The 15,417-nt window shown below is 51.0% G+C and carries 13 protein-coding genes; 12 read left to right on the top strand and 1 reads right to left on the bottom strand.

The window, feature by feature from the left end; translation table 11 throughout:
• Positions 1-3 precede the first annotated feature (3 nt).
• From M5E81_RS06495 to recO, 4 genes are all read left to right on the top strand, one after another.
• On the top strand, positions 4-411 hold the full coding sequence (locus M5E81_RS06495) for a cytidine deaminase (protein ID WP_009145975.1): 408 nt from the start codon (positions 4-6) through the stop codon (positions 409-411).
• Positions 412-429: 18 nt separating this feature from the next.
• Positions 430-1,344 carry a GTPase Era gene (gene era, locus M5E81_RS06490; protein ID WP_272881148.1) on the top strand — a complete coding sequence of 305 codons (915 nt, stop codon included), beginning with the start codon at positions 430-432 and terminating at the stop codon, positions 1,342-1,344.
• Between the two features lie 129 nt (positions 1,345-1,473).
• Positions 1,474-2,238: a hemolysin family protein gene (locus M5E81_RS06485; RefSeq protein WP_249747075.1), complete on the top strand. Its 765-nt coding sequence runs from the start codon at positions 1,474-1,476 to the stop codon at positions 2,236-2,238.
• Entirely contained in the window at positions 2,231-2,992 is a 762-nt protein-coding gene (gene recO, locus M5E81_RS06480; protein WP_249747074.1) for a DNA repair protein RecO, read from the top strand. Before M5E81_RS06485 ends, recO begins: the two co-directional genes overlap by 8 nt.
• A gap of 177 nt (positions 2,993-3,169) precedes the next feature.
• On the opposite strand, the gene M5E81_RS06475 is transcribed toward recO, so the two are convergent.
• A complete protein-coding gene (locus M5E81_RS06475; protein WP_009145971.1) occupies positions 3,170-4,030 on the bottom strand; it encodes a MerR family transcriptional regulator in 861 nt (286 codons plus the stop codon).
• Between the two features lie 148 nt (positions 4,031-4,178).
• On the opposite strand from M5E81_RS06475, the gene M5E81_RS06470 reads away from it, so the two are divergent.
• The 8 genes from M5E81_RS06470 to M5E81_RS06435 all read left to right on the top strand — a co-directional run bounded on the left by M5E81_RS06470 (position 4,179) and on the right by M5E81_RS06435 (position 15,326).
• On the top strand, positions 4,179-4,985 hold the full coding sequence (locus M5E81_RS06470; protein ID WP_009145970.1) for a nucleotide-binding protein: 807 nt from the start codon (positions 4,179-4,181) through the stop codon (positions 4,983-4,985).
• Positions 4,975-6,264: a nitrogenase component 1 gene (locus tag M5E81_RS06465; protein ID WP_249747073.1), complete on the top strand. Its 1,290-nt coding sequence runs from the start codon at positions 4,975-4,977 to the stop codon at positions 6,262-6,264. Before M5E81_RS06470 ends, M5E81_RS06465 begins: the two co-directional genes overlap by 11 nt.
• Complete coding sequence (locus tag M5E81_RS06460; protein WP_009145968.1) at positions 6,257-7,552, top strand: nitrogenase component 1; 1,296 nt, start codon at positions 6,257-6,259, stop codon at positions 7,550-7,552. The genes M5E81_RS06465 and M5E81_RS06460 overlap by 8 nt, the downstream gene beginning before the upstream one ends.
• A 7-nt stretch (positions 7,553-7,559) precedes the next feature.
• Positions 7,560-8,531 (top strand): ABC transporter substrate-binding protein, encoded by a 972-nt coding sequence (locus M5E81_RS06455; RefSeq protein WP_249747072.1) that lies wholly within the window; start codon positions 7,560-7,562, stop codon positions 8,529-8,531.
• Between the two features lie 16 nt (positions 8,532-8,547).
• Positions 8,548-9,585 (top strand): FecCD family ABC transporter permease, encoded by a 1,038-nt coding sequence (locus tag M5E81_RS06450; RefSeq protein ID WP_249747071.1) that lies wholly within the window; start codon positions 8,548-8,550, stop codon positions 9,583-9,585.
• Positions 9,586-9,600: 15 nt separating this feature from the next.
• Positions 9,601-13,320, top strand: coding sequence for a cobaltochelatase subunit CobN (cobN, locus tag M5E81_RS06445; protein WP_249747070.1), 3,720 nt, complete (start codon positions 9,601-9,603; stop codon positions 13,318-13,320).
• Entirely contained in the window at positions 13,310-14,335 is a 1,026-nt protein-coding gene (locus M5E81_RS06440; RefSeq protein WP_249747069.1) for a radical SAM/SPASM domain-containing protein, read from the top strand. Before cobN ends, M5E81_RS06440 begins: the two co-directional genes overlap by 11 nt.
• A 220-nt stretch (positions 14,336-14,555) precedes the next feature.
• Positions 14,556-15,326, top strand: a complete 771-nt coding sequence (locus M5E81_RS06435; protein WP_249747068.1) for a carbon-nitrogen hydrolase family protein — start codon at positions 14,556-14,558, stop codon at positions 15,324-15,326.
• The last annotated feature ends 91 nt before the right edge of the window (positions 15,327-15,417 follow it).

The raw sequence follows: 15,417 nt of genomic DNA, 5'->3' as shown, positions 1-15,417 counted from the left end.
TCCATGAAAGACGTAAAACTGAATGAATTATCCCCGGCTTGGCGCGAATTGTACGATGCAGCGGTTGCTGCCCGTAAGAATGCTTACATTCCTTATTCCAACTTTGCTGTAGGTGCGGCAGTACGCTGTGCCAACGGAAAAATCTACGGTGGCTGCAATGTGGAAAACGCTTCCTACGGACTTTGTGTCTGCGGCGAGCGTAACGCTATTTTCCATGCTGCCTGCGCCGGTGAGCGTGAGATGACAGAGCTGTGCGTAGTTGCAGATACCTCCGGCCCCGTTTCTCCATGCGGTGCCTGCAGACAGGTAATGCGCGAGTTTGGTATCCAGACCGTGATTTTGGCAAATATGAAGGGTGACTTTAAAATTACCACGGTAGAAGAGTTGCTGCCGTATGGTTTTGAATTATGATAACAGGAGCTGATTAAGATAAAGAAGGTAAACAACGAAGAAGCTAAACATTATGCTGGCTTTGTGGCAATGGTGGGACGTCCGAATGTGGGCAAGTCCACTCTGACAAACAGTCTGATTGGTGAGAAAATCGCCATCATGTCCGACAGACCGCAGACTACACGCAATAAGATTATGTGCATTATGAATACTGATAACGCACAGATTATGTTTCTTGATACACCGGGCATTCATAAGCCACAGCATAAGCTGGGCGAATACATGGTGCGTACGGCAGAAAGCACCCTGCAGGAGGTTGACGTTGTCCTCTTTGTAGTGGATGCAACCGAAAAACGCGGCGCAGGCGAGGATTATATCCTGAACCTGTTGCAGAAGGTAAAAACACCGGTAATTTTGGTAGTAAATAAAATTGACAAGCTGGCAGACAAGCAAAAGCTGTTCCAGATTATGGAAGGTTATAATAAGCTGTATAAATTTGCGGCGATTGTACCTGTTTCTGCATTGAATGACAGCGAATTCTCCGGACTGGTGCAGGAAATCACTAAGCATCTGCCGGAGGGACCGGCGTACTTCCCGGAGGATATGATTACCGACCAGCCGGAGCGCGTGATTGCCGCTGAAATGATCCGTGAGAAGGTATTGCGCCTGACGCGTGATGAAATTCCCCATTCCGTAGCGGTTGAGGTGGACGAATTCAAGGAGCGCGACGAAGAAAACGTTTATATCAGAGCAACAATTTTTGTAGAGCGAGAATCGCAAAAGGGCATTGTTATCGGCGCTAAGGGCAGCCTGCTGAAGAAAATTGGACAGCAGGCGCGTGCTGATATCGAAAACCTGCTGTACTGCAAGGTCTTTTTGGATTTATGGGTTAAGGTTAAGGCTGACTGGCGTAACAAGGATAAAGCCTTGAAGCAGCTTGGCTACAAGGAGTGAGGACTTATCAATTTTTTTCAGAAACTGATTGATTTCTGGCACAGACTGCCGCTTGCCTGGCATTACCTGCAAACAGGCACCTGGCACAAGGAGGGCAGCGCCAGCAGTGAGGACGAGCTGCGCCAGCTGGTGAGTGCCAGCGAACGCCACGGCCAGATTGATCATGTCGAGGGCAGCATGATCGGCAATGTTTTTGACTTTGCCGACCGTGTGGCGCGCGAGGTCATGGTGCCAAGACAGGATATGGTATGCCTGTTTTTGGATGATACGCTGGCAGAAAATATGGCTGTTGTACGCAGCAGTCATCATACACGCTATCCGCTCTGCATGGAGGATAAGGACCAGGTTGTGGGTACGCTGCATGTGCGTGATTTGCTGAAGCTTAAGCCGGGGCAGACTACCTTTGACCTGCGTCGCCTGATGCGTCCGATTGTCGTTATTCCGGAGGCTATGCCTGTGCCGAAGGCACTGCGTCTGATGCAGCAGCGTCATGTGCAGATGGTACTGGTGGCAGATGAGTACGGTGGTACTGCAGGCCTGATTACGATGGAGGACCTCGTAGAGGAAATCGTCGGTGATATTCAGGACGAGCATGAAGCGCAGGAGCCGCCGGACGTGTTGCAGCTTCCCGATGGCAGGATTGAATTTGACGGCATGGTGCTGCTGGACGATGTGGCAGAGCAGCTGCCGATTGTATTTGATGATCCTGAGGAGGATACCATCGGCGGTTATGTGTTCGGTCTGCTGGGGCGCAAGCCTGAGATTGGCGATGCTGTGGAAATTTCCGGCTACAGCTTTAAGGTGCTGCGCACGGAGGGCTTCCGCGTAGTGCGCGTGCTGGCTGCGAAGCTGCCGCAGGAGCAGGAACAGAAAGAAGAACAGCAGGATGAGTGAGTCGCAAAGGGAGCTTTTGGCAGATGATGCGCTTGTTTTGCATGTGAAAAACTGGCAGACGGCTGATAAATATGCGGTCTGCTTTACGAAGGAGCATGGCAAGCTGCGCTTTATCGCCTATGGTGCCCGCTATGAAAAAAATATACATGGCAGATTGCTGCAGCCCTTTGCCAATCTGCATATTGAGGTTCAGCAGGGTCAGAAGATAGACAAGCTGCGCAGCTGTGAGCTTTTGCAGATGCCCAAGTCTATGGATATGCAGCAGATGGCTTATGCGGCGGTAGCATCGGAGCTTACTGCCGTACTGACGGAGGACAGAGTGCCGCAGCCGGAGCTTTATGAAATGCTGGGCGCTGCCCTGGCGGCGCTGATGCAGCGCAATCCGCGTCTGGTTGTTTTGTCTTATGCTATAAAATTGCTGGCGGCTACGGGCTTTGCACCGCAGCTTACGCATTGCGTGCATTGCGGTGAGGCTGTGACGGCACAGGAGAATGCGTGGTTCAGTCCGCTGCAGGGCGGGCTTATCTGCAGCAGCTGCAGAAGCAGCTATAATGGTGACGGGCTGGAGCCGTGCGGTGCAGAAACACGCGAGCTGTGGCAGTGGCTGGCGCAGCTCGATTATGAGCAGCCGGCGCCCTTTAGTGTGCGAGGCGGCGCGCTCATGGAGCTGGAAAAAATTCTCTTCAAGTTTATCTTCTTTCAGACAGATAAGCCGTTGAACAGCTTAAACTTTTTGAGTCAGCTGCAGCTGTGAGGCTGTGTAGAAGGCACTTAATTGAAGAACGTAAAACGTAAACAAAAACGCTAAAGGCTTTGAAGTTTTTAGCGTTTTTTGCATGCAAAAAGTCCGCTCACATGGAGCGGATTCAGTAAAGGCTATCTTAGACATTATACGTAAAGGTGTAGTTTTAAGCATAACGCGGGAGAATTTTTACGTCAGAGAGGAAGTATCTTTATCCTCAACCTTCAGAAAGATTTTGTTGACGTACTGCTCGCAGTCGCAGGAGAACCAATGATTTTCCAAAGGAAGGATATAAATATTGCCGACAGGCTCCAAATCATTGGTCTGTAGAAAGCGTTCGATGCGCTGGGATAATTTTTCAGCGTTCTCGCAAAAGGTACCAGAAAAAATAATTTCCAGATACAGACCGGCAGGCAACGTCATTTTGATGGACTGTCTATGCTTGGTGGCGCTGGTGACGCAGGAAAAATATGCCTGTGAACGTTGAAATTCATGCTTTTTAAAAAAGCTCTCCTGGTCTAAAACCCAGCCTGCATGATTAGGCAGTGCTCCCTTGTGATGCGCGCGTCTTTGACCATGACGGGCAAATTTGGTAATACGGCTTTTGCCGTCATCACTTTCCGCAAGCGGCGTCAGACGCAGCAGACGGTCATTTTGCCAGCTGAGCGTCAGGTGGCGACATGTATTAAGCTCCTTGACGTGCATATCCTCCTTGATGCGTTCGATGGTGTCGCAGATTTCCTGATTGTTGTGGATTATTGCCTGACATTCCGCTGTTTTTTCCTGCAGCAGCTGCAGAAAATGCTCCTTGCTGCGGTCCTCCAGATATTTTTTGATATTGGCAATGCTGATATCCAGCGCACGCAGGTTGACGATTATCTCCAAATCCAGAAATTGCTGGATAGAATAATTGCGGTAGCCATTTTCACTGACAAAATCCGGTGAAAGCAGGTTAACCTTGTCGTAGTAGAGCAATGACTGCTTAGATATATTAAAAATTGCTGCCAGCTCGCCGGCAGTAAAGTACTTTCGCTTGTCTTTATTAATCATAATTGTTCCTCATAAGCTTGACTATAATACTAGTATATAGTTTAATATTAAAAGAAGTAATATCACTTCTTTTTATCTAGTAAATTATATCATATTTTCTTGCTAGTTGAATAGAAGTTTTTGAGTATAGGATGGAGGTCAATGTCTAATGAAAAAAATTGCGATTTATGGTAAGGGCGGTATCGGCAAGTCCACAACAACATCAAATCTGTCGGCTGCATTCAGTGAGGATGGTCTTAAGGTTTGCCAGATCGGCTGCGATCCGAAAAATGATTCTACCAGACTTTTGCTGGGACGTATCTGCAGCCAGACTGTGCTGGACATGGTGCGCGATAATGATGAGGTTGCGGCAGAGGATATTGTCCATACTGGCTATAACGGCATTAAATGCGTAGAGGCCGGCGGTCCTGAACCGGGCGTAGGCTGTGCGGGCCGTGGTATTATTGTGGCGCTGGAAAAGCTGCGTTCGCTGGAGGTGCTGACGGACGAGGATCTGATTATGTATGACGTTTTAGGTGACGTAGTTTGCGGTGGCTTTGCTGTGCCAATCCGCGAAGGCTACGCAACCGATATATATATTGTTTCTTCCGGCGAGCTGATGAGCCTGTACGCTGCCAATAATATTGCCAAGGGCGTTAAACGCTTTGCTATGCGTGGCGGTGTGCGTCTTGGCGGTATCATCGGCAACGGCCGTAATACACCTAACGAGCAGCAGCTGCTGCAGGAGTTTGCCAAACGCCTGCACACTCAGCTGATTGCTTTTATTCCGCGTGACGTTATCGTCAATAAGGCGGAAAATAATCGCCAGACAGTGCTGCAATATGCACCGGAAAGCGCTCAGGCCGGTGTTTACCGCAAGCTGGCGCATGATATCTGGCATAATGAAAACATGGCTATTCCTACGCCGATGAGCTTTGAGGAGCTTGAAAAGCTGGTGGCCGAATATGGCAATTAAAACAAGACGCTTTTACAGTGCACGCAAAAGCTGCAGCTGCAGCATGCCGGGCGTGTGGCGCGCTGTTGCCTACATGGACGGCGCTGTAGTAGTTTTTCACAGCCCGCGTGCCTGTGCTCATGTAGCACGCACGATGGATATCAATTCCCAATACCGCACGCTTTCCGAGAATGAACGCGAGCAATGGGGCTCCGTTCCGCTGCTCAGCAGCCAGATGCAGGAAAAGGACGCAATTTTCGGCGGTGTGGCGCGTTTGGAAAAATGTTTGCGCTTTGCCATTGAAACCTATAAGCCAAAATGCCTGATGATTGCCAATTCCTGCGTTGCCGGTGTTATCGGTGACGATGTGGAATCCGTGGCACGCGAGGTAGAGGAGGAATATAATGTTCCTATTCTGACTGTGGAATGCTGCGGCTTTTTGGGTGCAGAATATTATGATGGTTATTTTGAAATTACGCAAAAGCTGTTGGAGCGCTTCGTCAAGCCTTGTACCAAGCAAAAGGACAGCGTCCTGCTTTTAGGCGATAACGGCGGCCCGTGGGGCCATTACGCAAAAGAGGTTACCCGTATTCTGCAGGAGTTCGGCGTAGAGGTTATCGGTCAGTTCCCCGGCTATATGGCTATGGATGAGCTGGAAAAGGTGGCGGCTGCCGAATATGCGGTTGTGCTTGGCGGCCGCGGGCAGACGCATATCGGCTTGCGTAAGGTTGCGGAGCAGCTGCAGGAAAAATACGGCACACATTATCTGGCCGATATTTATCCTGTCGGCTGGCAGGAAACGCAGGACTGGATTATCAGCATCGGCCGTATGCTGGGGCGTGAGCAGTTGGCACAGCAGGTGCTGAAGCTGGAGCAGCAACGCTTAGATGAGCAGCTGCAGCATTTTCTGCCGGTAACGGAAGGCAAGAAAACAGTGCTGTGCATCGGCCGTATCCTAAGATATTTTCATCCGGGGAATATCCTGCAGACCATCAAGCTTTTGCGCTTGAATCTTACCGGCATTATTCTCTTGGATTCCTATGACGGTGATGAGCGCGAAGCGATGCTGAAGGTTGTGCAGGAAAACAGCGATGTGCCTGTTTATACTACGGCGGAGGGTGAAAAGCTGGTAGCGGATGCAGACATTGTGCTGACAACGCACGAACTGCAGAATAAGGAGGCACGCCAAATTTTCCTGCCGATGCTGCCGCAGGTTGCCGTTGCCGGTGAGGTCAAGATGATGCAGGGAATCTATCAGAGCCTGTGCAGCAGGCTGAAGGGAGGCGTGCGCTATGTCTGAAAAGCAAGGTTGGGGCAATATCTGCGAGCGTGTGGATACCTGTGCGCTGACAGGTGCAGGAGCCTTTTTTGCTGCTATTGATAAGAGTGAGGTTTTGATTAACGGACCGTTGTGGTGTTATTTTTATGCTTTACGCCATCTGGAAAAGGCGCGTCCCGATATGTATACGCGCTTTTACGGCTCACAGCCTGATAATAACGCTGTTATTTATGGCTCCGAGGAATATGTAACGCAGGAACTGCGGCGTATGCTGGAGGATGGTCATAAGCCTTCGGTACTGCTTTTGGAAAGCAGCTGCTCGCTGAGCTTAATCGGTGATGACCTGGCAGGCATGGCGCGCAAGCTGCAGCTGCCGTTTCCGGTAGTTACGTTGGACAGCGGCGGTATGGTCGGCGGCTTTGCCGAGGGCTACGCCAAGGCTGCCAAGAAGCTGTTTGCGCAGCTGTTGCCGCAGACTGCGACAGCAAAGTCCTTGGCAGTGAATATTTTAGGACAATCGGAATTTTATCTGCAGGGTGCGGCCGATACGCGGGAATTAAAACGCTTACTGCAGCTGGCAGGCTATGAGGTGCTGTGCACTCCCGGCTGCGAATGCACGCTGGAGGAGCTGCAGCGTTTGCCTGAAGCTGCGCTGAACATTGTTACGAATGCGGAGCTGGGGTTGCCGCTTGCCGAATATCTGCAGAAGCAATACGGCACGCCGTATATTTTTGCCGGACTGCCTTACGGGGTGCAGGGAACGCTGCGCTGGCTGCAGCAGATAAACGCGCAGTTGCCGGCTCCTGCGTTGGACAAGGTGACGGCAGAAGCTCAGGCGCAGGATAATTACCTAATGAGCCGTAATAATGAAGCGATTGCGCTTTGGGGTAGCATGTGGTTTGACAACGTGCTCGTCAGCGCGCCTGCGACGCAGGCGCTGTGCCTCGCACAGACGCTGCGCACCGAATGGACCGATATCGGCAGTCTGACGGTCATCTGCCAGCAACCGCTCAAAGATGCGCCTGCCTGCGACACTGCAGAGGCGATTTACACTGTCGGCGTGGACGATGCTGCCATCAGTGAATATTTTAAAACCTGTGAAAATGTACTGCTGCTGGCAAGCAGCAGCGAAAGCTCGGTTCTTTATCGCAGAAAGCAGTGCAGCTTTGATGCCTGCAATATCTGCTATCCTACGAATGATGAGGTGTTTATTACCAAGCAGCCGATGGTAGGCCTGCAGGGCAGTGCTTACATGCTGGAGCGACTGTGGAATTGCTTTATCCGCAGGAAAAAGAATAAAGTAGAGTAGGTGGTCTATGAAAAAGCTATTGATGATTATAAGCCTGTTGCTTTTGGTATTTACTGCAGGATGCAGTAAGCAGCAGGCTGCCGATGTTCCTGCACCGCCGGCGGCGGATGCAGCCTACAGCGTTACGGACGATGCCGGAAGGACGCTGCACTTTGAGCATAAGCCGCAGCGGATAGTTTCGCTTACATATGGTACGGATGAAATCCTTACCGATTTAGTTGACATAAAACGTATTATGGCCTACAGCCGTTGGGCAGGCGACAGCGAAATCAGCTTTATTACCAAGGAGCAGGCCTATACTGTGGGACGCAAGGTGCCGGAAAATACCGAAGCGGTTTACGCATTGCAGCCTGATCTTGTTGTTGCTTCGACTGCTACCTCAAGTGATTTGGTCCGCAGTCTGGAGGGGTTGGGCGTGCCTGTGTATATAGCGCGCAGTCCGCATAATTATCAGCAGATGTGCGAAAAAATCCGCGGCATAGCTGCAGCGGTGGGCGAAAAGCAGCAGGGGGAGCTGATGGTGCAGAAGATGGACACGCACCTGCAGCAGCTGCAAAAACGCTTGCGGCGGATTCCGTCAAGCGAAAGGCGCGTTGCTGTGGCCTTTAATTTTACCTCTGCCATGGGGCGGAGAGGAGATTTGCTCGACAGCATGCTGACGATGGCGCATGTAATTAACGGCGCAGCCATTGTTGCCGATGAAAACAAGAGTGAGCATGGTATGCCTGCTATCAGCAAGGAACAGGTGGTACGCATAAATCCGGATATTTTTATGCTGCCGACCTGGAATTATAACAATAAACAGGATGTGCAGGGTTATGCTTATGCCGTAATGAATGACCCTGCTTATCGTGATGTCAAGGCTGTACGCAACAAGCAGATTAAGTTTGTTTCGGACAAATACCGCTATGTTGCCAGCCAGCATATTGTCGATGCTATTGAAAACATCGCGCATGCTGTATATCCGGAAATTTTTTGAGGAAGTGTGTTTGTAGATGATTATTAAACGTGAACGGAGTCCATTGGCTATTATTCTTTTAGCAGTTCTCTTAGTTGTTATTGCCTGTGTATCGCTGACCTTCGGTCAGATAGATGTGCCTGTGGGCAAAGCGCTGGCAGTTATCGGCTCTCAGTTGAATCTGCCAGGCTTTACGGATGCTGATTACAGCAGGGAGCAGCTTGCCGTTATCTGGTATATCCGTCTGCCGCGTATGCTGGTAGGTGTGCTTGTAGGTGCGGCGCTGGGGATTTCCGGCGCTGTAATGCAGGGCATCTTCAGCAACCCGCTGGCTGATCCCGGTCTTATCGGTATCTCCTCCGGTGCTGCTACCGGTGCCGTGCTTTCTATTGCTTTGGGTGCAGCCTCTGGCAGCATGTTTGCTATGCCGGCCTTTGCCTTTTGCGGCAGTATCTGTGCTGTGTGCCTGACGGTATTTTTGGCGATGCGTAACGGCAAAATACCTGTTATGACGCTGCTTTTGGCAGGCGTTGCCGTGGGTATGCTTTTGGGTGCGATTACCTCCGGTCTGCTTACATTTATGAACGAGCAGAAGCTGCAGCAATATCTGTTCTGGATGGTCGGCGGTCTTGATTACCGTCGTTGGGAGCACGTATATCTGGCAGTGGGACCTGTGCTGTGCGGCATTATTATTATGTGCCTGCTGGCACGTCACCTGAACATTCTGGTGCTGGGCGAAACGGAAGCCAAAGCCGTTGGTATGCCTGTTACTGCTTTCCGCATGGGGCTGCTTTTTGTAGCAGCTATGACTACTGCTACCTCCGTTTGCGTCAGTGGTAATATCGGGTTTGTCGGCTTGGTTATTCCGCATATGATGCGTATGCTTATCGGTCCTGACCATCGCGTGCTTTTGCCTGCCAGCGCACTTGGCGGCGCAGCCTTTTTGGTATTCTGCGATTCGCTGGGACGCATTATTATGCCGCCGGCAGAGGTGCGTGTAGGCATTATGACGGCGTTTTTAGGTACGCCGTACTTCCTGTATCTGCTGCGCAGAATGCAGAAGCAGTTCTTTTAAGATGAGGTGGAAATTATGAAGGTTATTTTCTTGACGAATGTTATTCGCCGCATGGGTATGATGCAGCAGACTATGGAAAAGCTGCAGCAGGAAGGCAAGCTAGATAATGCCTGCGCCTGCCGTTGGATTACAGATGCGACGGCTTGGGATGATAAATGGCACAAGGAGCTTGCCGGCTCCAAGCTGGTCATTATGAAATGGATGGGTACAGGTCTGGATACACCGTTTCTGCAGCGCTGTGTAAGCTTGCTGAAGCAGTTGCGCCTGCCCTTTTATATTGATGCTGCCGGCAGCAAGGAGGGCGAGCTGGCGCAGGGACTGACACCAGAGCAGCTTGCTGTTATCAAAAAATATTGCATGTTCGGCGGCGAAATCAACTATAGCAATCTGTGGTTATATCTGCAGCAGCTGTTGCAAGGTGAGACTATTACAGTCGATGAGCCTAACCCGATTCACTGGTGCGGTATTTATCACCCGCGCGCGAAAAAGGTATATACCGATTTAGCGGAATACCAGCGTGATTTTTGCGTCAGCGGCCGTCCGACAGCCGGTATTCTTTTTTATCGCGACGAATGGGTGTGGGGCGATTTGACCTACCAGACTGCGATAATAGAAGAGCTGGAAGCACAGGGCGTCAACGCTGTCTGCGTTTTCAGCAACGGCATGCCGGTGGAGGAGATGGGCATGCCCAGTCTGACGCAGGTTTTCAACAGCTTCTTCTGCAATGCGGACGGTGTGCCTGCAATCGATGTGTTGCTGAATGTCATGAAGTTTTCCATGACTACCGGCGGTTCGATTAACCTTGATTATCTGAAAAAGCTTAACGTACCGGTTTTGGCTGCCTATACGACAATTGCGCCCTTTGAGGAATGGAAGGACAGCTTTGAAGGCATGAACGCTATGGAGGTTTCCATCAGCGTTTCTCTGCCGGAATTTGATGGTATTATTCACGGCGTGCCTATAGCACACAAAAAAATTCTGGAAAACGGCGATGTCCGCTATCTGCCTAATATGGAGCGTGTAAAGCGCATGGCCTCCAAGGCGAAGAAGTGGGCGATGCTGCGCCACAAGGCCAACAGCGAGAAGAAAATCGCTATTATTTTCCATAACTATCCGCCACGTAATTCCAATATCGGCAGTGCTATCGGTTTAGATACAATCGAAAGCATCCGTCGCGTGCTGGCTGCTATGCGCGAGCGTGGCTATAAGGTAGATTGGATTCCTGAGGATACGAAGGAATTTATCAAACAGCTGACGGCTAATGCCACCAATGACCGCAGTATGCTGACGGAAAAGCAGGTTGATGCTGCCTATAAGCTGACGGGAGCAGAATATAGAGAATTCTTTGCGCTGATGGACAAAAAGGTGCAGGAGCAGCTGGTGAAGGATTGGGGCGAAGCGCCCGGCACTGTCATGGAATATGACGGCGATATCCTGGTACCGGGAACGATGAACGGCAATGTTTTCGTAACCGTGCAGCCGCCGCGTGGTTTTGGCGAGGACCCGGAGAAAATTTACCACGATCCTTACGTTGCACCGACGCATCAATATCTTGCCTTCTACCGTTGGGTACGCGATGTTTGGCAGGCAGACGCTGTTGCGCATATCGGTACGCATGGCAGCCTGGAATGGCTTCCGGGCAAGAACGCCGGCCTTGATTGCAGCTGCTACCCGGATTTGGCGCTGGGAGATTTGCCGAATATTTATCCTTATAACATCACTATTACCGGTGAGGGCATTCAGGCAAAACGCCGTGGCGCTGCCTGCCTGATTGAGCATTTGCCGGCGCCGCAGACACAAGCGGGAGTGTACGACGAGCTGGAGGAGCTGGAAAAGCTCATGGACGAATACGTGCACTTCAGCAGCACGCAGCCGGATAATCTGCCGCGCTTGCAGGAGCTTGTACTGGCGAAGGTTGCCGAGGCCAACCTGCAGGATGAGGTTACTTACGATGAAGAAAAGCCCTTCGACGAATACGTGATGAATCTGCATAATTACATTACGGATTTGAAGAATATGGAGGTACACACAGGCCTGCATATTATGGGACAGCCGCCGGAGGACCAGCAGCTGGAGGATTATCTGTGGCTGCTGCTGCGTCTTGATAACGGCAATATCCCCAGCCTGACGCAGGCAATTGCTGCGCTGTATGGCTTTGATTATTACTATCTGCTGGAAAACAGCAGCCTGATATACGAACCGCTGAATATCACCTATGGTATGCTGATTGACCGTATCGCCAATCAGTGCCGCGAGCTGATTCGCTGCCTGCAGCAGCGTGACTTTGTGAAGGAAGCTGTTGCCGACGCTCTGCAGCTGCCCTGGGTGCAGCAGGCACCGGCGGAAAGCAGAGAAAAGCTGGAAGTGGTATGCAACTATATTGTAGATACACTTTACCCCAATCTGCTTTTAACGAAACAGGAAATTACCAATATGCTGCGTGGCTTTGAGGGCGAATATATCGAGCCTGGTCCTAGTGGTGCGCCCTCCAGCGGCGGCGCTGATTTGCTGCCGACAGGACGCAACTTCTACGGTGTGGACCCGCGCTGCCTGCCAACTCCGGCGGCATGGGAAATCGGCCAGACACTGGGCGACCAGGTGGTAGAGCGCTTCATTGCGGAGGAAGGTCATTATCCGGAAAATATCGGTATGGTCTTCTGGTCCGGCGCGAATATGCGCAGTCATGGCCAGTGCATTGCTGAATTCCTCTATCTCATGGGCATCCGTCCCAAGTACCAGAGCGGCAGCCTGCGTATCAACGGCCTGGAGGTCATTCCGCTGATGGAGCTCAAACGTCCGCGTATTGACGTTACGGCGCGTATCAGCGGCCTCTTCCGCGATACTATGCCGTCGGTAATGCAAGTGATGGATAAGGCGGTGCTGTTGGCAGCGGAGCAGGATGAGCCTGATGACTTAAACTTTGTACGCAAGCATATTCAGGAGGATACCAGGGAGCTGGAGCAGCAGGAGGGTATGGAGCACGCTGCAGCATGGCGTCAGGCGGCCTTCCGCGTCTTTGGCGATGCGCAGGGAACCTATGGCGCAGGCGTTGCGGCGCTGTTGGAAAGCAAGAACTGGGAAACCATTGATGATATTGCCGATGTTTATGTACGTTGGGGCGGTCATGCCTATGGCGGCAAAACCAAGGGTAAATTCCTGCCGCAGCAGTTCCGCAAGCGTATGGGCAGCTTGGATATTACGATTAAAAACGAGGATAACCACGAAACAAATATGCTCAGCAGTGATGACTACAATGCATATCATGGTGGCATGATTGCAGCAGTGCGTTCGATTAAGGGCAGCGCGCCGCGCTCCTACTGCGGCGATAGTACCGACAGGACGCGTGTGACGATGCACAGCGTGCAGGAGGAGGCAAAGCGCCTGTTCCGCAGCGAGGCGATTAATCCTAAGTTTATCAAGGGCATGATGCAGCATGGCTATAAGGGCGCTGCCGATATGGCCAACATGATTGCGCACAGCTTCCAATGGGATGCGACGAGCGCCGTTATGGAGGACTGGATGTACGAAAAATATGCTGAAAAATATACCTTTGACCCGGCAGTACAGGAATGGCTGCGTGATGTGAACCCCTGGGCGCTGCAGCGCATGACGGAAATTCTGCTGGAGGCAGAACAGCGCGGACTGTGGCAGGCTAAGCCGGAAACCAAAGAAGAGCTGCAAAAGCTCTACCTTGATATGGAGGGCGAGCTGGAGGACAGAGCAGATGGGCATTAAAATGTTAGTGCTGAGCCTGACCGGCCAGTGCAACTTTGCCTGCCGTTACTGCTATGCTGCCGAGCATGAACGCAGTATGATGTCACCGGAAACAGCGTTGGCAGCAGTTAAGCTGGCGGCGGACGGCGGTGAACGCTTCGTAATTCAGTTCAGCGGCGGCGAGCCGCTGCTGAACTTTGATTGCCTGAAGGCAGTGGTAGATTATGTGCATCAGGAAAAGCTGCCTGCCGTACTGCAGCTGCAGACTAACGGCTCTTTGCTTACTGATAAGATTGCCAAGTATCTCTATAAAAATAAGGTTGCTATCGGCGTGAGCCTTGACGGCAGACCGGCTGTCAATGATAAGCTGAGGCTGAAAAAGAATGGCTACGGTGCGACCGGAGAAATCCTCAAAGGTATTGAGGTTTTACGCCGCAACAATATTGCCTGCGGCGTAACCTGTGTAGTGACATCGAAAAATGTAGATACACTGGAAGGCATCGTAGATTTTGCCTATTTTTTGGGCAACATCCGTAAAATCGGCTTTGACATCCTGCGCGGGCAGGGACGTGGCCGCAATCTGCAGCCGCCAACGCCTGCAGCGATGCAGCAGGCTATGCAGCGCGTTTTTGCGCGCTGCGACGAGCTGGCGAAGCTCACAGGAATGCGCATAGCGATTGCGCAGCAGGAGCGGGCGCAGCTTTTGTGTAAGGATTGCAGTCTGACCTTCGGCCATTGCTACGCCATGAACGGTGAAGCAGCATTTGTGGATGCCAAGGGGGATATTTACGCCTGCTCCTCGCTGGTAGGCAATGCGGATTTTTACCTTGGTAATGTATATAACGGCTTAGAGCCTGCTTTGGTAGAAAAAACTAAGCAGGTGATTGCCGAGTCTATGGATTTTTGCCGTCAATGCGGTGATTTTAAATTGTGCGGCGGCGGTTGCTTCGCGCGTTGGTATGGCTTCGAGGATAAGTCTGACTATGGCGCGGAATGCAGCATGAAGCGTGAAGCGATAAAACGCATACAAAAGTAAAAAAACGTCAGCGTCGGGTGCTTAACAAAGTATTTCGCTTCGCTGACGTTTCTTTGTTAATAAATAATGCGTCAGGTAATGCTTCTGACATCTAACAGGTATTTTCTACATATCTTTTGACATAACTAAGCTGCTTGGTAGTATCTTTTGCTTGACTATATTCTTAGTATATACAATAAAATAGAAAAAATGATTGTTTAGAATTTTCGGAGGCAATGGAATGAAAATTGCTTTATGTCATTTAGAGCTCAGCTGCGGTCCGCAGGAGCGCAATCTGCAGATATTGGAGCAGGCAGTGCGTATTGCTGCAGAGCAGGGCGCAGACTGGGTATTAACGCCGGAGGTGGCAGTACAGGGATATTATTTTTATCGCATAGATGAAAACGCTGTGGTAGTGCCACAACCGTCACCTGAATTGGAGCCGTTGCGTAAATTGTGCTGTGAATATGGCATTACCCTCTTTTTAGGCTGCGGCGAATATGATGCTGCCTGTGATAAAAACTTCAACAGCTGTCTTGTCTTTGGTCCTGATGGTGAAATCATCGGCCGTCACCGCAAGCTCTTTGGCGAGTGCATGGCATCCGAGTCTTGGGCGCGCAAGGGTGACAGTTTTACCGTGCTTCCCTGCAGCGGACTGCAGACAGGAGTGCTGGTGTGCGCTGACCTGTGGTTCCCGGAATATTATGAGGGAACCAAGGCACACGGTGCCGAAATAATTGTCGACGTTGCTGCCTGGCCGCCGACACAGGTATGCGGTAATCCGCTTCCCGCTTGGCTGCATGCATCTAAGGTAACTGATGTGACGATAATTGTCTGCAATCAGACCGGTTCCCCGCAGTGGATGGATATGAATGTGGGGCAGAGCGTGGTTATTGACCGGGGTGAGCTGAAGCTGGCGTACAGCGGTGAGCCTGCGGTACTGCTTTTTGATTATGATGCAGAAGCTAAGTGTGTGCAGTCAGTTGCCTATGATGTTCATTATATAAAGTAAGTAAATAAATGCTTGCGGCGAAATAATACCCCTATTTTTGCCGTTGACGAGTAAGTGATAAGAAGATAAACTGATAGCTGAGAGAGAAAGC

This window comes from Phascolarctobacterium succinatutens, assembly GCF_023497905.1.
GTDB lineage: Bacteria > Bacillota > Negativicutes > Acidaminococcales > Acidaminococcaceae > Phascolarctobacterium_A > Phascolarctobacterium_A succinatutens.
This window is presented reverse-complemented; position numbering and strand designations above follow the sequence as displayed.